Raw genomic sequence first — 18,463 nt, forward strand, 5'->3', positions numbered from 1 at the left:
GGTGAAGTCTTCCCACCGGCCCTTCGGCCTGCCCGCCGCCGTCACGGCAGCTGTACTGCTGCTGGCCGCCGTCGGCTGTTCCTCGCCGGACGCCGCGGCGTCCGTCGTGGTTCCCAGCCCCCCGGCGGCGGAGGCCGCCCTCTGCCAGGACCTGGCGAAGGAGCTTCCCGGCACCGTGGCGGGGCTGGAACGGAGTGACCCGGAGCCCGGCTCCGAGTTGACCGCCGGCTGGGGTGACGGTGCGATCGTACTGCGCTGCGGGGTGCCCCGGCCCGAAAAGATGAGCGATCCCCAGGCGCAGGGCGTCGAGGCGAACGGCGTGAACTGGATGCTGGAGCGTCCCGCGGGCAGCGGGCCCCGTTTCACCACGACGTACCGGAAGACGTACGTCGAGGTCACGCTCGGCGAGCAGTACACGCACGACATGACGCCGCTCGCGGATCTCGCCGATCCCGTACGGAAGACCGTGCCGCCCAGCCTCTGAGGGCGGCGGCACGGTCTTCGCGGTGCCGGGGCCTGCCGGGCAGGCCCCAGGGGTCAGCGCAGGCCCGTGGAGCGGGTCAGCGCGGCCTGGATGAGCCGGTCGACGAGCTCGGGGTAGCTCACGCCGCTCTCCTGCCACATGCGCGGGTACATGGAGATCGGCGTGAAGCCCGGCATGGTGTTGATCTCGTTGATGACGAACTCGCCGTCCTCGGTGAGGAAGAAGTCGGCGCGGACCAGGCCCTCGCAGGAGACCGCCTCGTAGGCGGCGACGGCGAGCCGCTGGATCTCGGCGGTGGCCTCTTCCCCGATGGGGGCGGGCACGATGCCGGAGGCCGAGTCGATGTACTTGGCCTCGAAGTCGTAGAAGTCGTGGTCCGTGACCGGCGGGATCTCGGCCGGCGCGCTGGCGCGCGGCCCGTCCTCGAACTCCAGGACCCCGCACTCGATCTCGCGGCCGCGCAGCAGCGACTCGACGAGGATCTTGGGGTCGTGGCGGCGGGCCTCCTCGATGGCCTCGTCCAGGCCGGAGAGGTCGTCGACCTTGGTGATGCCCATGGAGGAGCCGCCGCGGGCCGGCTTCACGAAGAGCGGCCAGCCGTGCTCGGCGGCGAACTCGACGATCTTCTTGCGGGCGGCGGCGGGGTTCTGCTGCCACTCGCGCGGCCGGATGACCTCGTACGGGCCGACCGGGAGACCGAAGGAGACGAAGACCCGCTTCATGTACTCCTTGTCCTGGCCGACGGCGGAGGCGAGGACGCCCGCGCCGACGTAGGGGACTCCGGAGAGCTCCAGGAGGCCCTGAAGGGTGCCGTCCTCGCCGTAGGGGCCGTGGAGCATCGGGAAGACCACGTCGACCTCGCCGAGGGCCCGCGGCACGGCGCCGGGCTCGGTGAGGACGACCTCGCGGTTGGCGGGGTCGACGGAGAGGACGACGCCGCCCTCGGTGGACTCGGCAAGCTCGGCGACGTTCGGCAGGGCGCGGTCGGCGATGGCCATGCGCTCGGGGGCGTCGGCGGTGAGCGCCCAGCGCCCGTCCGTCGTGATGCCGATGGGCAGCACGTCGTACTTGTCCCGGTCGATGGCGCTCAGGACGGCGCCCGCCGTGACGACGGAGATGGCGTGCTCGGAGCTGCGTCCGCCGAAGACGACGGCCACGCGCGGCTTGCGGGGGCTCTGGGTGTTCTCGCTCATATCGCGATGAGCGTACCTTGCGCGTCCCGAACGACCTTGCGACCCCGGTCCCCTCGCGCGCGTCCGGCGCAGCGCGGCTCGGCGTCGCGTGGGGGCCCGGGACGGCACCGGACGGTGGCGGCTACCGGCGCTCGGCCTTCGCGCTGCGCGACATCAGTTCCTTGAGGGCGACGACCGGCGGCTTGCCGTCGTGGACGATCGACACGACGGTCTCGGTGATGGGCATGTCGACGCCGTGGCGGCGGCCCAGATCGAGCACCGACTCGCAGGACTTGACGCCCTCGGCGGTCTGCTTGGTGGCCGCGATGGTCTCCTGGAGGGTCATCCCGCGGCCGAGGTTGGTGCCGAAGGTGTTGTTCCGGGAGAGCGGCGAGGAGCAGGTCGCGACGAGGTCGCCGAGACCCGCGAGGCCGGAGAAGGTGAGCGGGTCGGCGCCCATGGCGAGGCCGAGGCGGGTGGTCTCGGCGAGGCCGCGGGTGATGAGCGTGGCCTTGGAGTTGTCGCCGAGGCCCATGCCGTTGGCGATGCCGACGGCGAGGCCGATGACGTTCTTCACGGCCCCGCCGAGCTCGCAGCCCACCACGTCGGTGTTGGTGTACGGGCGGAAGTACGGGGTCATGCAGGCGGTCTGGAGGCGCTGGGCGACCGTCTCGTCGACGCAGGCGACGACGGCGGCGGCGGGCTGCCGGGCGGCGATCTCCTTGGCCAGGTTGGGGCCGGTGAGGACGGCGACGCGCTCGGCGGGCACGTCGGCGACCTCGGTGATGACCTCGCTCATCCGCTTGGCGGTGCCGAGTTCGACACCCTTCATGAGGGAGACGAGGACGGTGTCGGGCGCCAGCGTCGGCGCCCAGGCGGCGAGGTTGCCGCGGAGGGTCTGGGAGGGGACGACGAGGACGGTGAAGTCGGCGTCGTGGGCCGCCTCGGCCGGGTCGGCGGTGGCCGTGATCGCCGCGGGGAGTTCCACGCCCGGCAGGTAGTCCGGGTTGACCCGGGAGGCGTTGATCTCCTTGGCGAGTTCGGCGCGGCGCCCCCAGAGGCTCACCTCGCAGCCCGCGTCGGCGAGCACCATCGCGAACGCGGTACCCCAGGATCCGTTTCCGAAGACGGCTGCCTTGGTCACTTGGTGCCCCCTTCGGCGGCCCTGCGCCGCTGCTCCAGGCGCGCCTTGCGGTGGTCGTACGGTTCGGCGGGCGCCTGCTCGCCGCGGATCTGCTCCAGGAGCACGGTGACGGCGGCCATGATGACCTCGGTCGCCTCGCGAAGCACCTCGGGCGTGGGCTCGAGTCCGTAGAAGCGGGAGAGGTCGACGGGCGGACCGGCCTGCACGGTCAGCGTCTTGCGGGGGAACAGGCTGAGCTTGTTCTCCTTGGCGTACGGCGGCATCGCCAGGTTGGCGCCCCACTGGGCGACCGGGATGACGGGGGCCCGGGTGAGCAGCGCGACGCGCGCGGCACCGGTCTTGCCCGCCATGGGCCACATGTCGGGGTCCCGGGTGAGGGTGCCCTCGGGGTAGAAGGCGACGCACTCGCCGCGCTCGATGGCGTCGACGGCGGCGCGGAACGCGTCGAGCGCGTTGGTCGTCTCCCGGTAGACGGGGATCTGTCCGGTGCCGCGCAGCATCATCCCGACGAAGGGGGCCTTGAAGAGGGCCGCCTTGGCGAGGAGGCGCGGGACCCGGCCGGTGTTGTACTGGTAGTGCGCGTAGGACAGCGGGTCCAGGTAGGAGTTGTGGTTGACCGCGGTGATGAAACCGCCGTCGGCCGGAATGTGCTCCATACCGCGCCAGTCCCGCTTGAACAGAACCACCAGGGGGGGTTTGGCGATGACCGCCGCGAGGCGGTACCAGAAGCCGATTCTGCGGCGGGGCACTCGTACACCTTTCTCCGGGACTGGCTGGCAGGGGGTCAAGTGTCGCCCCATGCTCCTGCTCTGTCGAGTGACACCGTACGCCCCGGGCCCTCCTGGGGACCGCGTGGGCGGGACAGAATGGGCCCCGATGAACACGCATGCGGACGACGGCTGGTCCCTGGTCGTACCCCTGAAGCCCCTTGCCCTGGCGAAGAGCAGACTGGCCGCGGCGGCCGGGTCCCGGCTGCGCCCGCGGCTGGCGCTCGCGTTCGCCGAGGACACCGTGGGGGCGGTGCTGAACTGCCGACGGGTACGGGATGTGGTGGTCGTCACGGACGATCCGGCGGCCGGGCGGGCGCTCGCCGCCCTGGGCGCGCGGATAGTCCCGGACACTCCGGCGGCGGGGCTCAACGCGGCGCTCGCGCACGGGGTCCGTGCGGTACGGACCCGGCGGTCGGCCGCGCGGGTGGCGGCGCTCAACGCGGATCTTCCGGCGCTGCGGCCCGGGGAGCTGGCCCGGGTCCTGGATGTGGCCGGGAAATTTCCGAGGGCTTTTCTCGCGGATGCCGCCGAAATAGGTACGACATTCCTCTCGGCGGGTCCGGGGGTGGAATTGGAACCGGCATTCGGAGGTGCGTCGCGGCTCCGGCATTTGTCTTCGGGCGCGGTGGAAATCCTGCTGACGGGGGTGGATTCGGTGCGCCGGGACGTGGACACCGGTGAGGATCTGGCGGCGGCCCGGGCGCTGGGGCTCGGCCCGCGGACGGCCGCCCGGTGGCTGCCGGCGGCCGGATAGGCTGCGGTCCATGCAGGCGACCGCGTTCACATACGACTCCGAGACCCACAGCGGCAGTGTGCTGCTCGACGACGGCACCCCCGTGGAGTTCGGGGCGGAGGCCTTCGAGGCGGGCGGGCTGCGCCTGCTGCGGCCGGGGCAGCGGGTCCGGATCGAGGCGGAGCCGGGCACGTCGGGGGCCGGCCTGCGGATCACCCTGGTGACGCTCCAGACGTTCTAAGCGCGCCCGGTCCCCGCGGGCGGGGCCCCGGACGCGCCGCGGGCCGGGCTCCCTGGGGGGAGCCCGGCCCGGCGGGTGTCTACCGCTCGTCCTACTTCTTGGCGGCGGCCTTCTTGGCGGTCGTCTTGCGCGCCGTCGTCTTCTTGGCGGGCGCCTTCGTCGCCGTGGCCTTCTTCGCGGCCGGCGCGGTCTTCTTGGCCGTCGTCGCCTTCTTCGCGGCGGCCGTGGTGGTCTTCTTGGTGGCGGCGGAGGTCTTCTTCGCCGCGGCCGTGGTGGCCTTCTTGGCCGGGGTCGCCTTCTTGGCGGCGGCCGTGGTGGTCTTCTTCGCGGGGGTCGCCTTCTTGGCGGCGGCCGCCGTGACCTTCTTCGCCGGGGTCGCCTTCTTCGCGGCGGCCTTCTTGGCGGTGGACGCCTTCTTGGCGGCGGCCTTCTTCACAGTGGCGGAGGCGCCACCGCTCAGGCTGCCCTTGGGTGCCTTCTTGACGGAGACCTCGCCGCCCTTGGGGAGCTTCTTCGAGCCGCTGACCAGGTCCTTGAAGCCCTGACCGGCACGGAAGCGCGGGACCGAGGTCTTCTTGACCCGCACCCGCTCACCCGTCTGCGGGTTGCGGGCGTAGCGGGCCGGACGGTCGACCTTCTCGAACGAGCCGAAACCCGTCACCGAGACCCGGTCGCCGGCGACCACGGCACGCACGATGGCGTCGAGCACGTGGTCGACGGCTTCGGCGGCCTGCTGGCGACCGCCCATCTTGTCGGCAATCGCTTCTACGAGCTGCGCCTTGTTCACGTCTTCCCCTTCGGAGACATTGCCAGAACGAAAGTGTTCAAGCTTTTTCGCACGTTAGGCATGTATATACCGCAAATCAAACACGAAACGGGCTAATCACCCTAGTGCCGCAACGCGGAAGATCCGCTGCGGAGTTCTTGGTGTCAGTCGTCCTCTGGGAATCGGCCCTCGTCGAGGTCCTTCATCAACCGGTCCAGACGCGTTGCCGCGTCCTTGAGATCGTGCTTCGCCGCGGCCGTCACGACCAGCAGCTTCCGGGACAGCGCCATCCTTACGCCCTCCGGGACTTGCAGTGAGCGCACTCTTGTGTGCGCTTCCTTCAATCGGGCGGCGACTGACTCGTAGAGCTCGAGTTGGCTGTCGCGTTCCATGCACCGATTGTGCCATCTAGGGCGAGTTGTCGCCCGACAGGGTCTCAACAAGCGACTGCGCCCCCCACCGGGCGGTGGGGGGCGCAGTCTTGGAAAAGCGCTGCTCAGACCGTAATTGTACGGGGCTTGAAGGCCGGTCGTGACGCCTCGTATGCCGCGATGTCGGCTTCGTTCTGAAGGGTGAGGCTGATGTCGTCGAGACCGTTCAGGAGCCGCCAGCGGGCGTTCTCGTCGAGCTCGAAGTCGGCGTCGATCCCGGCGGCCAGGACCTTGCGACGCTCCAGGTCGACGGTGACCTCGGCGGTCGGGTCGGCCTCGGTCAGCTCCCAGAGCGCGTCGACCGTCTCCTGCGGCAGGACCACGGTGAGCAGGCCGTTCTTCAGCGAGTTGCCGCGGAAGATGTCGGCGAAGCGGGAGGAGATCACGGTCTGGAAGCCGTAGTTCTGGAGCGCCCAGACGGCGTGCTCACGGGAGGAGCCGGTGCCGAAGTCGGGGCCGGCGACCAGGACCGAGGCGCCCTGCCGCTCCGGGCGGTTGAGCACGAACTGCTCGTCCTTGCGCCAGGCCTCGAAGAGACCGTCCTCGAAGCCGTCGCGGGTGACCTTCTTGAGCCAGTGCGCCGGGATGATCTGGTCGGTGTCGACGTTGCTGCGGCGCAGCGGGACGGCCCGGCCGGTGTGCGTGGTGAAAGCTTCCATGGTTCCTCAGACCCCCGCGGTGGTGGCGACGTCGGACAGATCGGCCGGGGAGGCCAGATGGCCCAGGACGGCGGTGGCGGCGGCGACCTGGGGCGAGACCAGGTGGGTCCGGCCGCCCTTGCCCTGCCGGCCCTCGAAGTTGCGGTTCGAGGTGGACGCGGAGCGCTCACCGGGAGCCAGTTGGTCGGGGTTCATGCCCAGGCACATCGAGCAGCCCGCGTGCCGCCATTCGGCGCCGGACTCCTTGAAGACCTTGTCCAGGCCCTCCTCGACGGCCTGCAGGGCGACGCGCACCGAGCCGGGAACGACCAGCATGCGGACGCCGTCGGCGACCTTGCGGCCCTCCAGCAGGGCGGCGGCGTTGCGCAGGTCCTCGATGCGGCCATTGGTGCAGGAGCCTACGAAGACGGTGTCGACCTTGATGTCACGCAGCGGCTGTCCGGCGGTCAACCCCATGTATTCCAGGGCCTTTTCGGCGGCCAGACGCTCCGAAGCGTCTTCGTACGAAGCCGGGTCGGGGACGTTCGCCGAAAGCGGCGCGCCCTGGCCCGGGTTGGTGCCCCAGGTGACGAACGGCGCCAGGGAGGCGGCGTCGATGACGACCTCGGCGTCGAAGACCGCGTCCTCGTCGGACTTCAGGGTCTTCCAGTACGCGACGGCGGCGTCCCAGTCCTCGCCCTCGGGGGCGTGGGCGCGGCCCTTCAGATAGGCGAAGGTGGTCTCGTCGGGGGCGATCATGCCCGCGCGGGCGCCGGCCTCGATCGACATGTTGCAGATGGTCATCCGGGCCTCCATCGAGAGCTTCTCGATGGCGGAGCCGCGGTACTCCAGGATGTAGCCCTGGCCGCCGCCGGTGCCGATCTTGGCGATGATCGCCAGGATCAGGTCCTTCGCGGTGACGTCCTCGGGCAGCTCGCCGTCGATCGTGATGGCCATGGTCCGGGGGCGGGCCAGCGGCAGCGTCTGGGTGGCGAGCACGTGCTCGACCTGGCTGGTGCCGATGCCGAACGCCAGCGCGCCGAAGGCGCCGTGCGTGGAGGTGTGCGAGTCTCCGCAGACGACGGTGGTGCCGGGCTGGGTCAGACCCAGCTGCGGGCCCACCACGTGGACGACGCCCTGCTCGACGTCGCCCAGCGGGTGCAGGCGGACGCCGAACTCGGCACAGTTCTTCCGGAGGGTCTCCAGCTGTGCGCGGGAGACCGGGTCGGCGATCGGCTTGTCGATGTCGAGGGTCGGGGTGTTGTGGTCCTCGGTGGCGATGGTGAGGTCGAGGCGCCGCACCTGCCGGCCGTTCTGGCGCAGGCCGTCGAAGGCCTGGGGGCTGGTCACCTCGTGCAGCAGGTGCAGATCGATGAAGAGGAGGTCGGGCTCGCCCTCGGCGCGCCGGACGACGTGGTCGTCCCAGACCTTCTCCGCGAGTGTCCTACCCATCGCTTTCCCTCCGGCCGACGTCTACGCCGGCACAACTAGAGACCCGTTTCGCGGGCCGTTGTGCGGCCGCCTCACCAGAGTGACAAGTTCCGCAGGAAATTGAACTTGCGTTTCACAGAGTGAGACGCGAATATCGTTGCATGGACAACTCTAGCGGCGTAGGCGTTCTCGACAAGGCAGCCCTTGTCCTGAGCGCCCTGGAGTCCGGTCCGGCCACCCTCGCAGGACTGGTCGCGGCGACGGGACTCGCACGACCCACGGCACACCGACTGGCCGTGGCACTGGAACACCACCGGATGGTGGCGCGTGACATGCAGGGCCGGTTCATCCTCGGACCGCGCCTCGCGGAGCTCGCCGCCGCGGCCGGCGAGGACCGCCTGCTCGCGACCGCGGGCCCGGTTCTGACGCATCTGCGCGATGTCACCGGCGAGAGCGCCCAGCTCTACCGCCGGCAGGGCGACATGCGCATCTGCGTGGCGGCCGCCGAGCGGCTCTCGGGCCTGCGGGACACCGTCCCGGTCGGCTCGACGCTGACGATGAAGGCCGGCTCCTCGGCGCAGATCCTGATGGCCTGGGAGGAGCCCGAGCGGCTCCACCGCGGCCTCCAGGGCGCCCGCTTCACGGCGACGGCCCTCTCGGGTGTACGGCGCCGCGGCTGGGCCCAGTCGATCGGTGAGCGGGAGCCGGGCGTCGCGTCCGTCTCCGCACCCGTACGCGGCCCGTCGAACCGTGTGGTGGCCGCCGTCTCGGTCTCCGGTCCGATCGAGCGTCTGACGCGCCACCCGGGCCGTATGCACGCCCAGGCCGTCATCGACGCCGCGGCCCGTCTCTCCGAGGCACTCCGCCGCACCGGCTGACTTTCCCGCCCGCCTTCTGATTCGTCCCGGCCCACCGCTCCAACGCCGCAGCGGTGGGCCGGAGTTGTCCGTACGTACGGCACCGGAAAAGCGAGGAAGCCCTCCCCCGAAGGGAAGGGCTTCCTCGTTCTGTACCCCCGACCGGATTCGAACCGGCGCTACCGCCTTGAGAGGGCGGCGTGCTAGGCCGCTACACAACGGGGGCCTTGCGGATCAGATCCGCGGTGCAGATGAGCTCTGCGAGCTGGCCTACCAGGACTCGAACCTAGAATGACGGTACCAGAAACCGTAGTGTTGCCAATTACACCATAGGCCATGGTGGTTGCACCGTACCCCCGACCGGATTCGAACCGGCGCTACCGCCTTGAGAGGGCGGCGTGCTAGGCCGCTACACAACGGGGGCCCTAGCGATCCCACCCGGTCGGAACCGGGTGATGTCACCGTAGATCCACCGGGAGCTACCCAAGTGACCTACAGGATGGATCTGTACCCCCGACCGGATTCGAACCGGCGCTACCGCCTTGAGAGGGCGGCGTGCTAGGCCGCTACACAACGGGGGCTTTGTGGATGCCATCCACAGGTTGCAGATAAAGCTCTGCGAGCTGGCCTACCTGGACTCGAACCAAGACTAACGGAACCAGAAACCGTCGTGCTGCCAATTACACCATAGGCCACCGGGGCAACTTCCCCACCAGGGAGGATCTTGCTCGGCTTGCGCTTTCCGGGTTCTTGCCTTTCGGCTTGTTCCCCTCGGCGCAGGAAGAACATTACCCGAAGGTGGACGGTGCTCCAAAACGGGTATGCCCTCCCAGCAGGGCCGGAAGCTCGCGGAGGCTCGTGATCCGCTTCAGTTCGGGGCGCCCGCCGGTGCCCGCGCGGTCCAGCCAGATGCCCCGCAGCCCCGCCTCCACGGCGCCCCTGGCGTCGATGTCCGGCTGGTCCCCCACGTACGCCACCTCGCTCGGGCGCAGGTCAAGGGCGGTACAGGCGGCATGGAAGGCCTCCGGGGCCGGCTTGGCCACCCCGAGCTCCGCCGCGCACAGGACGGCCTCGAAGCGGTCCCGCACGCCGAGGACCCGCAGCTTCCGGTCCTGGTTGTGGAGGCTGGAGTTGGACAGAATCCCGTGACGATAGTCATCGGCCAGCAGGTCCAGGACGGGGAGGGTGTCGGGGAAGAGTTCCCAGGCCGCCTCGTAATGGGAGACGTACCGCTCGAACCAGCCGTCGGCCTCCGCGGCGGTCAGGCCCGGCTCCGCCAGGAAGTCGCGGACGCGCTCCCGCCGCTGCTCCTGGAAGTCGACCCCGCCGGCCTCGAAACGGCGCCAGTGCAGCACGGTCAGCTCCCGCCAACGACCGAGGGCCTGGTCGACGGATGCGTATCCGTCCACCAGGCCCTCGGCCGTCAGGTGCGCGCTCATGCCGACGTGGTCGGCGCGGGCGTAGTCGAAGATCGTGTCGTCGACGTCCCACAGCACAGCGCGGATGGTCATGACCCGACCGTACCGCGCGGCGGCGGTCAGGCGGGGGCGAAGCGGAAGACGCGGAAGTCGGTGACGAAGCAGACGGCCCCGCCGTCGGCGGCGCGGCCGATCCAGGTCGCGTAGCAGCCGTCGCCCCAGCCCGAGCCGAAGACGGCGACGGTGTGGCCCTCCACGCCCTCGGCGAGGAAGGCCGTCGGCCCGGGCTGCCCGCTGTCCATCGCCTCCCAGACGACGCCCTCCTCGTCCTGGGTGCCGGGGAAGGCGTGGTGCGCGGAGGCGTCCATGAAGCAGCCGACGCCGGCGTCCACGCCGTAGCCGAAGAAGTCGCCGTCGGCGAGCTCCGCCGGGTCCTGGCCGGGGACCAGAGCGGGCTCCCAGCGGACGGCGGGGGCCTCCCGGAGCACCAGCCGGGCGGCGGCGATCACACGGTTCCGGAAGGGGTGCTCGACCTCGGCCACGACGGTCTGGACCGGGTAGCTCCCGGGCGGGACCGTGACGGTGAAGGGCGCGGGCCGCTCGTCGTCGTCCCCGAGGTGGACGACCGGGTCGCAGGCCACCAGCCGCCCGGTGGGAAGGCCGAGCTCGCCGAGCTCCGTCACGGTGAGGACGGCGCCTCCACTCCCGGGCGGGGCGGCGGCTCCCGGCCTGAACCAGCGGGTGCAGTCCGGTGGAGTCGAGGTCATGGGCCCACCCTAGGGGGCGGATACGACAACGAGGGCCGGCGGCCTCCGCGGCCGCCGACCCTCGCTGTCGCATCCGGAAGCCGTCAGGCCGACAGCTTCGCCAGAGCCGCGTCGATGCGGGTCAGGGTCTTCTCCTTGCCCAGGATCTCCAGGGACTCGAAGAGGGGCAGGCCGACCGTGCGGCCGGTGACGGCCACGCGGACCGGGGCCTGCGCCTTGCCGAGCTTGAGGCCGTGGGCCTCGCCGGCGGCCAGCACCGCGTTCTTGAGGGACTCGGGGTCGCTCCAGTCGGCGCCTTCGAGCTTCTCCCGGGCGGTGGTGAGGAGGGCCGCGGGCTCGCCCTTCATCGCCTTGTCCCACGAGGGCTGGTCGAAGACCGGCTCCGACAGGAAGAGGAAGTCCACGTTGGCCGTGATGTCCGAGAGGACGGTGACACGGGTCTGGGCGTGCGGCGCGATGGCCTCCCAGGCGGTCCGGTCGAAGTCCTCGGGCGCCCAGTTGGCGAAGGGGGCCCGCAGCCAGGGCTCGCAGGCCTCGGCGAACGCCTTCACGTCCAGCATGCGGATGTGGTCGGCGTTGATCGACTCGGCCTTCTTGAGGTCGAAGCGCGCCGGGTTGGCGTTGACGTCGGCGATGTCGAACTTCGACACCATCTGCTCGATGGTGAAGATGTCCTGGTCGGCCGAGAAGGACCAGCCGAGGAGGGACAGGTAGTTCAGCAGGCCCTCCCGGAGGAAGCCGCGCTCCCGGTAGAGGTTGAGGGAGGCCTCGGGGTCGCGCTTGGAGAGCTTCTTGTTGCCCTCGCCCATCACGTACGGCAGGTGGCCGAAGGAAGGGATCTCCTTGGCGACGCCCAGCTCGATCAGCGCCTTGTAGAGCGCGATCTGGCGCGGGGTGGAGGAGAGCAGGTCCTCGCCGCGCAGGACGTGGGTGATCTCCATCAGGGCGTCGTCGACCGGGTTGACCAGGGTGTAGAGCGGGGCGCCGTTGGCGCGCACGATGCCGTAGTCCGGGACGTTGTCCGGAGTGAAGGTGAGCTCGCCGCGGACCAGGTCGGTGAAGGTGATCGGCTCGTCGGGCATCCGGAAGCGGACGATGGAGTCGCGGCCCTCGGCGCGGTAGCGCTCGATGCGCTCGGCGCTCAGGTTGCGGCAGGTGCCGTCGTAGCCGGACGGCTTGCCGGCCAGGCGGGCGGCGTCACGACGGGCTTCCAGCTCCACGGCGGTGCAGAAGCAGTGGTACGCGTATCCGCCGGCGAGCAGCTTGTCGGCGACGTCCTTGTAGATGTCCATCCGCTGCGACTGGCGGTACGGCGCGTGCGGGCCGCCGACCTCCGGACCCTCGTCCCAGTCGAGGCCGAGCCACTTCAGGGAGTCGAGCAGCTGGTTGTACGACTCCTCGGAGTCGCGCGCAGCGTCGGTGTCCTCGATGCGGAAGACCATGGTGCCCTCGTTGTGCCGGGCGAAGGCCCAGTTGAAGAGAGCGGTGCGGACCAGACCCACGTGGGGGTTGCCGGTCGGCGAGGGACAGAAACGGACGCGGATGTTCGCGTTAGCCACGCTTGATCACCCTATTGGTGAGAGTGCCGATGCCTTCGATGGTGACGGCGACCTCGTCGCCGACGTTGAGGGGGCCGACCCCGGCGGGGGTGCCGGTGAGGATGACGTCTCCGGGGAGCAGCGTCATGGCCTCGGTGATGTGGACGACCAGGTCCTCGATGGAGCGGATCATGTCGCTCGTCCGACCCAGCTGGCGCTGTTCCCCGTTGACCGTGGCCTGGATGGTCAGGTCGCTCGCGGCAGCGATGCTCAGGTCCGTCTCGACCCAGGGTCCCAGCGGGCAGGAGGTGTCGAAGCCCTTGGCGCGGGCCCACTGCTTCTCGCGCTGCTGGGCGTCGCGGGCGGTGACGTCATTGGCGCAGGTGTAGCCGAAGATGACGTCCTTCACGCGCTCGCGGGGTACCTCGCGGCACATACGGCCGATGACCACGGCCAGTTCGGCCTCGTGGTGCAGCTCGTTGGAGAAGGAGGGGTACTCGATGGCGTCGCCGGGGCCGATCACCGAGGTGGTGGGCTTGAAGAAGGCGACGGGGACGTCGGGGACCTCGTTGCCGAGTTCGGCGGCGTGCTCCGCGTAGTTGCGGCCGATGGCCACGACCTTGTTGGGGAGCACGGGCGGCAGGAGCCGTACCTTGCTCAGCGGGACCTTGGTGCCGCTGAGCTCGAAGTCGGTGTACGGGATGCCCTTGATGATGTCGAGGACGAGGCCGCCGGACTCGACGGTTCCCTCGCCCTCGACGGCGCCGAAGGCCACATTGCCGTCGATGGAGAATCTGGCGATGCGCACGAGTGCTGTCGCCCCTCACTTGGTGCTGGCTGGAGTCTGACGCTCCAGGCTAACGCGGCGCGGGGCGGCCGACCGGCGATGTCACCGGGCCGGTGACAAGGATGACGCGGGCGGCTGCGGGGGTGGCGTCAGCGGGACGCGGAGGCGTAGGGCTGGGGCTGGTACGGGGCCGGCGGCTGCATGAGGACGGTGCGGCGCGGGTTGGCCGTCTTCGCCGGCAGCTCGACCGCGTACTCGGGCAGGGCGACCCGGCCGAGTTCTGCGGCGTCCGAGAGGTGGACGAGGGTGGAACGGCGGGGGTTGGCCGTGGTGCCGGGCGTCGTCGTCTTCATCGCGGTGATCTGACCTTGTTCCGGAACGGGCGCCGCGTTCGGGCGCGAGGGGGTGTAAAGCGTCAGGCTAAACATGCGATTCCCTTCGAATGCATGGCTAAGACATCGATCATCGTGTGAGTTTGCTCACCACGGGCGACATATTCCGGGCATTACGGACCGTCGCCTGTCGCCACGGAAAGGGACATTCCGCCACTGAATGCTCTATTCCGCTCCTGATCATGTCGACTGGGACACACGGGTACGCGCAGCCATTGGAGAGGAAAAGTCCGAATCCTCCGTGATCATCTTCTACATGGGGTGACGCTCTGCGTACGGGTTGTCATGACCCTCCCGGCGCGACACGCGGCCCTTGTTGGAGGTCCGGCACTGTGCTGGAATTCCACGCACCGCCGCGGGTTTCAAGCCGGCGCGCAGGGGGCGCAACGCAGCGCCGGCCTAGTGGCGGGGAAGGGGGAACTGCGCCGGTCACCGACGACCACCTGGGGTGCCCTCCACGCACCCCGATTGACACCGACACCGTCCTCTCCGTTCATCCGGAAGGACGCCTGGTCCAGAGGTTGCGACGCTAGTGCAGGGACGTTTCAAGAGGGATGGCTCGGGGTCTCCCCAGGCCCGTCAGGGCCGAGCGGATGCTCCGGCGGAGCAGGAACCGCGTGCCGGGACCGACCGCGGTCCCTCGGCCTCGCACACCCCGAACCAGGGTCAGGGACCGTCCGGCGAGGGCGGTGACGGCGGCAGGCGCACGAGCGCCGCGGCCGCGTCCGACGCGCCGTCCGACGCACCCCCCAAGGTCCGGGCAGAGAACGAGGTCGGCCCTCGAATAGCCCTGCGCAACTGGCGCATCTCCACGCGCCTGGTCGCGCTCCTCACCCTCCCCGTGGTCGCCGCGACCACCCTGGGCGGCATCCGCATCAGCGAGTCGCTCCAGGACATGGAGCAGCTCGACCACATGCAGCTGCTCACCAAGCTGACCCGAGAGGCCACCGACCTCGCGCAGGCTCTCCAGTCCGAGCGCGACCTCTCCGCGGGTCCGCTCTCCAACGGCCGCCCGGTCAGCGACTACCAGGTCGCCAACCCGCGCCGGAAGACGGACCTCGAGTACAAGGCCTTCCTCCAGGCCACGGAGGCCATCCCGGCCACCGAGGGCGACGAGGCGCTGCGCAGCATCCGGCAGAACGTCAACCAGATCGCCTCGCAGGTCAGTGGTCTGCACACGATCCGGAGCAACGCCTACGAGAAGGACGTCTCCCACTCGGTGACGGTCGAGGCGTACAGCCGTCTCATCCGCTCGCTGCTCAGCCTCTCCCAGGACATGGCGCAGGCGACCAGCAACCCCGAGATGATCAAGCGGACCCGTGCGCTCGCCGCGTTCTCGTCCGCCAAGGAGTACGCCTCCATCCAGCAGGCGATCATCGCCGCGGCGCTGCCGCCGAGCGACCGGACCTCCGGCGACATCCAGCAGGGTGACCGCCTCTACGCCGAGGCCGCGCTCAACTCCGAGGGCCGCGAGCTCCAGTCCTTCCAGGCGATCTACGAGTCGACCGGTGGCGACGCCACCCAGCGACTCGCGTCCCTGAACAGCGGCAACCCGTCGATCACCGCCGCCGAGAAGTACGCCGAGCGTGTCCTCAACATGGACAACGCCATGAAGAGCGGCCCCAGGCGCGGCCACCTCAACTTCACCGACGAGTACGGCACCAAGCTCGCCACCATGAACCGCATCGAGCGCGGTCTGCTCGGCGACATGGAGAGCCTGGCCCGTGAGCTCCGCCAGGAGTCGCAGCGGGACGCCATCGTCAACGGTGCGCTGATCCTCCTCGTCCTCGGCGTCTCGCTCATCGGCGCCTTCGTCGTGGCCCGGTCCATGATCCGCTCGCTGCGCCGGCTCCAGGACACCGCGACCAAGGTCGCCCAGGAACGCCTGCCCGAGCTCGTCAAGCAGCTCTCCGAGTCCGACCCGCAGGACGTCGACACCTCCGTCGAGTCCGTCGGTGTGCACTCCCGGGACGAGATCGGCCAGGTGGCCGCGGCCTTCGACGACGTGCACCGCGAGGCCGTCCGTCTCGCCGCCGAGCAGGCCCTCCTCCGGGGCAACGTCAACGCGATGTTCACCAACCTCTCGCGCCGTTCCCAGGGCCTCATCCAGCGTCAGCTCTCGCTCATCTCCGAGCTGGAGTCGCGCGAGGCCGACCCGGACCAGCTGTCCTCCCTCTTCAAGCTCGACCACCTCGCGACGCGTATGCGCCGTAACGGTGAGAACCTCCTCGTCCTCGCCGGTGAGGAGCCCGGCCGCCGCTGGACCCGCCCGGTCCCGCTGGTCGACGTGCTCCGTGCCGCCGCCTCCGAGGTGGAGCAGTACGAGCGCATCGAACTCGCCTCGGTCCCCGCGACCGAGGTCGCCGGCCGGGTCGTCAACGACCTCGTCCACCTCCTCGCCGAGCTGCTCGAGAACGCCACCTCGTTCTCCTCGCCGCAGACGAAGGTCCGGGTCACCGGTCACGCGCTGCCCGACGGCCGGGTGCTCGTCGAGATCCACGACACCGGCATCGGCCTCTCCCCCGAGGACCTCGCCGCGATCAACGAGCGGCTCGCCTCGCCGCCCACCGTGGACGTCTCCGTCTCCCGACGCATGGGTCTCTTCGTGGTCGGCCGCCTGTCCCTGCGACACGGCATCCGCATCCAGCTGCGCCCCTCCGACTCGGGCGGCACCACCGCGCTCGTCATGCTGCCGGTCGACGTCGCCCAGGGCGGCAAGAAGCCGATGCCCAAGCCGGGTGCCGGTGGCCAGGGCGCGATGCCGCCGGGTGCCTCCGCCCCGGGCGGCCGGCTTCCCGCCGGTCCCGGCGCGGCCGGCGGCCCCGGCGGACGTCCGGGCCAGGGTGGTGCGCCCTCGGGCGGCCTGCTCGGCGGCGGCGCTCCGCGCGGCCAGGTCGGTACGAGCGGTCCCCGGGCCGCGCTGCCCGCCCGTGACGGTGCGCCGCTCACCGGTGGCCCGCAGGGCGCCCCGCAGTCCCGTACCCCGCAGCCGCAGAACGCGTCGCTCGACCGGACCGGTCAGCTGCCGCAGGCCCCTCAGGCTCCCCAGGCCCCGCAGAGCGGCGACCCGCTGCGGCCGGGCCCCGGTGGCGGCGGTCTCATCGGCGGCGCCGCGAGCGCCATCCCGTCCCGTACGGACGTGTGGGGCAGCCAGGGCTCCCCGCAGGCCGGACCCGGCGCCCCGCAGCACGCACCGCAGGGCCAGGGCCAGGGTCAGGGTGCCCAGCAGACCGGTGGGTACGAGTTCCCGCGCGCCGAGCTGCCGGGGGGCAACCCTCAGCCGCAGCGCCCGCAGGGGGCGAGCTGGGGCAACGACCAGGCCCAGCAGCCGGCCCGCCGCCCGCAGCAGGAGATGTCCCCGCTGGACGCCCCGCGCGGTCACGAGGACCCGGAGACGACCGGCTCGTTCGCGGCCCCGGCGCCCCAGGGCCCCGGTTCCACGGGCCAGTTCCCGCGCCCGGACTTCGGTGCGGCCCAGTCGCAGGGCCGCCCGCAGCAGGCCCCGCAGCAGCAGGCCCCGCAGGTGTACCAGGGCGGTGTCCAGGACCCGGCGTCGACGGCGCAGTTCCCGCGCCCCGACTTCGGTGCCCCGCAGGGCCCCGGCTCCACCGGCCAGTTCGCGCGGCCCGACTTCAACAGCCCGCAGCAGGCCCCGCAGCAGCAGGGCTACCAGGGCGGCCAGCAGCAGCAGTTCGGCCGCCAGCCCTACGTACCGCAGGCGCAGCAGCAGGCCCCGCAGCCGCCGGCCCCGCGTCAGCGCACCGGCGGTGGCAGCGGCGACTTCGGCGCCCCGCGCCCGGAGCCGGTCCAGCCGCAGCAGCGTCAGCCGCAGGGCCAGCAGCCGCAGCTCCAGCAGCCGCGCCGTCCGGAGGCGCTGCCGCCGGCGGGCGCGGGCGACGGCCGTACGCCGCTGTACGACACGCTGGAGACCAACTGGTTCCACCAGGAGCAGGCCCAGCAGCAGGCACAGCAGCAGGCGCAGACCCCGGTCGCGCCGCAGCCGTCCGCTCCGGCGCAGCGTCCGGCCGGTGACCCGGCCGACGGTCGCCAGAACGGCGGGGCCGCCTGGCGGACCTCGCCCAACGACGAGCTGGTGCGCCAGGCCGAGCGGGTGCGCAAGCCCGCGGCCGGCGGTGTCACCACCTCTGGTCTTCCCCGGCGTGTGCCGAAGGCCAACCTCGTACCCGGGACCGCACAGGAGCAGGCCCACACGGCCGGCCCCCAGGTCTCGCGTGCACCCGACGACGTCCGCGGCCGGCTGACCAATCTGCGCCGCGGTATCCAGCAGGGCCGGCAGGCAGGTAACTCGACCACGGGTAATCACCACCTCGGTCCGAACCATCAGCAGGAGCGTTAGTTGAACGCGATGAGCCAGGCGGCGCAGAATCTGAACTGGTTGATCACCAACTTCGTGGACAACACCCCTGGGGTGTCGCACACGGTGGTGGTCTCCGCCGACGGACTCCTGCTGGCCATGTCCGAAGGATTCCCCCGCGACCGTGCCGACCAGCTGGCGGCGGTCGCGTCCGGACTGACCTCGCTGACCGCGGGTGCGTCCCGGATCTTCGAGGGGGGCCCCGTCGCGCAGACGGTGGTGGAGATGGAGCGCGGCTTCCTCTTCCTCATGTCGGTCTCCGACGGTTCCTCGCTGGCCGTGCTCGCGCACCCCGAGTGCGACATCGGCCTCGTCGGCTACGAGATGACGCTGCTGGCCGACCGGGCCGGCAGTGTCCTCACCCCGGATCTCCGCGCGGAGCTCCAGGGCAGCCTGCTCCACTAGCCGGCCGCTTCACGGAAAACCTCACCGCACCACCGACCGACAGGGCGGTACGCCCCTCCGTACCGCCCTGGCACCGTTATCCGTCCGGCCGCCCCACCCGGCCCCCCACCGGCC

At 70.8% G+C, this 18,463-nt stretch carries 18 protein-coding genes and 5 tRNA genes; 6 read left to right on the top strand and 17 right to left on the bottom strand.

The features are described 5' to 3' along the window. The first annotated feature begins 1 nt into the window (after window position 1). Window positions 2-484 (top strand): DUF3515 domain-containing protein, encoded by a 483-nt coding sequence (locus tag AOK00_RS01290; RefSeq protein WP_173861484.1) that lies wholly within the window; start codon window positions 2-4, stop codon window positions 482-484. Window positions 485-537: 53 nt separating this feature from the next. Here the strand turns inward: AOK00_RS01290 and AOK00_RS01295 are convergent, their stop codons facing one another. The 3 genes from AOK00_RS01295 to AOK00_RS01305 form a co-directional block, all read right to left on the bottom strand. Continuing rightward, window positions 538-1,677 carry a D-alanine--D-alanine ligase family protein gene (locus AOK00_RS01295; protein ID WP_055598472.1) on the bottom strand — a complete coding sequence of 380 codons (1,140 nt, stop codon included), beginning with the start codon at window positions 1,675-1,677 and terminating at the stop codon, window positions 538-540. A gap of 121 nt (window positions 1,678-1,798) precedes the next feature. Further along, window positions 1,799-2,800 (bottom strand): NAD(P)H-dependent glycerol-3-phosphate dehydrogenase, encoded by a 1,002-nt coding sequence (locus AOK00_RS01300; protein WP_079041777.1) that lies wholly within the window; start codon window positions 2,798-2,800, stop codon window positions 1,799-1,801. Next, window positions 2,797-3,549, bottom strand: coding sequence for a lysophospholipid acyltransferase family protein (locus tag AOK00_RS01305; protein ID WP_055598473.1), 753 nt, complete (start codon window positions 3,547-3,549; stop codon window positions 2,797-2,799). The genes AOK00_RS01300 and AOK00_RS01305 overlap by 4 nt, the downstream gene beginning before the upstream one ends. Before the next feature lie 127 nt (window positions 3,550-3,676). Between AOK00_RS01305 and cofC the strand changes: the two genes are divergently transcribed. Both cofC and AOK00_RS39600 read left to right on the top strand, forming a co-directional pair. Then, the gene (gene cofC, locus AOK00_RS01310; protein ID WP_055598474.1) at window positions 3,677-4,324 is read left to right on the top strand and encodes a 2-phospho-L-lactate guanylyltransferase; all 648 of its coding nucleotides are present in this window, start codon (window positions 3,677-3,679) and stop codon (window positions 4,322-4,324) included. A gap of 10 nt (window positions 4,325-4,334) precedes the next feature. Next, on the top strand, window positions 4,335-4,544 hold the full coding sequence (locus tag AOK00_RS39600) for a hypothetical protein (protein WP_030325574.1): 210 nt from the start codon (window positions 4,335-4,337) through the stop codon (window positions 4,542-4,544). A gap of 91 nt (window positions 4,545-4,635) precedes the next feature. Here AOK00_RS39600 and AOK00_RS01320 read toward each other — a convergent pair whose 3' ends face one another. The 4 genes from AOK00_RS01320 to leuC all read right to left on the bottom strand — a co-directional run bounded on the left by AOK00_RS01320 (window position 4,636) and on the right by leuC (window position 7,831). Then, entirely contained in the window at window positions 4,636-5,331 is a 696-nt protein-coding gene (locus AOK00_RS01320) for an HU family DNA-binding protein (RefSeq protein ID WP_055598475.1), read from the bottom strand. Window positions 5,332-5,474: 143 nt separating this feature from the next. Beyond that, entirely contained in the window at window positions 5,475-5,702 is a 228-nt protein-coding gene (locus AOK00_RS01325; protein ID WP_030325570.1) for a hypothetical protein, read from the bottom strand. 104 nt (window positions 5,703-5,806) lie between these two features. After that, a complete protein-coding gene (gene leuD / locus AOK00_RS01330; RefSeq protein WP_055598476.1) occupies window positions 5,807-6,400 on the bottom strand; it encodes a 3-isopropylmalate dehydratase small subunit in 594 nt (197 codons plus the stop codon). Window positions 6,401-6,406: 6 nt separating this feature from the next. Next, window positions 6,407-7,831 carry a 3-isopropylmalate dehydratase large subunit gene (gene leuC, locus AOK00_RS01335; protein ID WP_055598477.1) on the bottom strand — a complete coding sequence of 475 codons (1,425 nt, stop codon included), beginning with the start codon at window positions 7,829-7,831 and terminating at the stop codon, window positions 6,407-6,409. A gap of 140 nt (window positions 7,832-7,971) precedes the next feature. Between leuC and ndgR the strand changes: the two genes are divergently transcribed. After that, a complete protein-coding gene (ndgR, locus tag AOK00_RS01340) occupies window positions 7,972-8,688 on the top strand; it encodes an IclR family transcriptional regulator NdgR (protein WP_015036427.1) in 717 nt (238 codons plus the stop codon). Between the two features lie 132 nt (window positions 8,689-8,820). Here ndgR and AOK00_RS01345 read toward each other — a convergent pair. The 10 genes from AOK00_RS01345 to AOK00_RS01390 all read right to left on the bottom strand — a co-directional run bounded on the left by AOK00_RS01345 (window position 8,821) and on the right by AOK00_RS01390 (window position 13,530). Further along, window positions 8,821-8,893 (bottom strand) — tRNA-Glu (locus AOK00_RS01345). Window positions 8,894-8,932: 39 nt separating this feature from the next. Beyond that, window positions 8,933-9,004: transfer RNA gene (locus AOK00_RS01350), tRNA-Gln, on the bottom strand. 14 nt (window positions 9,005-9,018) lie between these two features. Further along, window positions 9,019-9,091, bottom strand: a tRNA-Glu gene (locus AOK00_RS01355). 84 nt (window positions 9,092-9,175) lie between these two features. Further along, window positions 9,176-9,248, bottom strand: a tRNA-Glu gene (locus tag AOK00_RS01360). A gap of 42 nt (window positions 9,249-9,290) precedes the next feature. After that, window positions 9,291-9,362 (bottom strand) — tRNA-Gln (locus AOK00_RS01365). A 93-nt stretch (window positions 9,363-9,455) separates the two neighbouring features. After that, window positions 9,456-10,178, bottom strand: coding sequence for an HAD family hydrolase (locus AOK00_RS01370; RefSeq protein WP_055598478.1), 723 nt, complete (start codon window positions 10,176-10,178; stop codon window positions 9,456-9,458). 26 nt (window positions 10,179-10,204) lie between these two features. Next, window positions 10,205-10,852: a DUF4241 domain-containing protein gene (locus AOK00_RS01375; protein ID WP_055598479.1), complete on the bottom strand. Its 648-nt coding sequence runs from the start codon at window positions 10,850-10,852 to the stop codon at window positions 10,205-10,207. An 83-nt stretch (window positions 10,853-10,935) separates the two neighbouring features. Beyond that, the gene (gltX, locus tag AOK00_RS01380) at window positions 10,936-12,411 is read right to left on the bottom strand and encodes a glutamate--tRNA ligase (protein WP_079041778.1); all 1,476 of its coding nucleotides are present in this window, start codon (window positions 12,409-12,411) and stop codon (window positions 10,936-10,938) included. Next, window positions 12,404-13,198, bottom strand: a complete 795-nt coding sequence (locus tag AOK00_RS01385; RefSeq protein WP_055598481.1) for a fumarylacetoacetate hydrolase family protein — start codon at window positions 13,196-13,198, stop codon at window positions 12,404-12,406. Before AOK00_RS01385 ends, gltX begins: the two co-directional genes overlap by 8 nt. A gap of 128 nt (window positions 13,199-13,326) precedes the next feature. After that, window positions 13,327-13,530: a hypothetical protein gene (locus AOK00_RS01390; RefSeq protein ID WP_030325552.1), complete on the bottom strand. Its 204-nt coding sequence runs from the start codon at window positions 13,528-13,530 to the stop codon at window positions 13,327-13,329. Window positions 13,531-14,101: 571 nt separating this feature from the next. Between AOK00_RS01390 and AOK00_RS01395 the strand changes: the two genes are divergently transcribed. Then, window positions 14,102-17,926, top strand: a complete 3,825-nt coding sequence (locus tag AOK00_RS01395) for a sensor histidine kinase (protein ID WP_055598482.1) — start codon at window positions 14,102-14,104, stop codon at window positions 17,924-17,926. A gap of 9 nt (window positions 17,927-17,935) precedes the next feature. After that, window positions 17,936-18,349 carry a roadblock/LC7 domain-containing protein gene (locus AOK00_RS01400; RefSeq protein ID WP_055598486.1) on the top strand — a complete coding sequence of 138 codons (414 nt, stop codon included), beginning with the start codon at window positions 17,936-17,938 and terminating at the stop codon, window positions 18,347-18,349. Window positions 18,350-18,463 lie beyond the last annotated feature (114 nt).

This window comes from Streptomyces aureus (genome assembly GCF_001418135.1).
GTDB classification, from domain to species: domain Bacteria; phylum Actinomycetota; class Actinomycetes; order Streptomycetales; family Streptomycetaceae; genus Streptomyces; species Streptomyces aureus_A.

Bases quoted from the DNA above. Each gene is read 5' to 3' on its own strand.
- AOK00_RS01295 (WP_055598472.1), bottom strand. From the start codon at position 1,677: ATGAGCGAGAACACCCAGAGCCCCCGCAAGCCGCGCGTGGCCGTCGTC.
- leuC (WP_055598477.1), bottom strand. From the start codon at position 7,831: ATGGGTAGGACACTCGCGGAGAAGGTCTGGGACGACCACGTCGTCCGG.
- ndgR (WP_015036427.1), top strand. From the start codon at position 7,972: ATGGACAACTCTAGCGGCGTAGGCGTTCTCGACAAGGCAGCCCTTGTC.
- cofC (WP_055598474.1), top strand. From the start codon at position 3,677: ATGAACACGCATGCGGACGACGGCTGGTCCCTGGTCGTACCCCTGAAG.
- AOK00_RS01400 (WP_055598486.1), top strand. From the start codon at position 17,936: ATGAGCCAGGCGGCGCAGAATCTGAACTGGTTGATCACCAACTTCGTG.
- AOK00_RS01390 (WP_030325552.1), bottom strand. From the start codon at position 13,530: ATGAAGACGACGACGCCCGGCACCACGGCCAACCCCCGCCGTTCCACC.
- leuD (WP_055598476.1), bottom strand. From the start codon at position 6,400: ATGGAAGCTTTCACCACGCACACCGGCCGGGCCGTCCCGCTGCGCCGC.
- AOK00_RS01370 (WP_055598478.1), bottom strand. From the start codon at position 10,178: ATGACCATCCGCGCTGTGCTGTGGGACGTCGACGACACGATCTTCGAC.
- AOK00_RS39600 (WP_030325574.1), top strand. From the start codon at position 4,335: ATGCAGGCGACCGCGTTCACATACGACTCCGAGACCCACAGCGGCAGT.
- AOK00_RS01375 (WP_055598479.1), bottom strand. From the start codon at position 10,852: ATGACCTCGACTCCACCGGACTGCACCCGCTGGTTCAGGCCGGGAGCC.
- AOK00_RS01325 (WP_030325570.1), bottom strand. From the start codon at position 5,702: ATGGAACGCGACAGCCAACTCGAGCTCTACGAGTCAGTCGCCGCCCGA.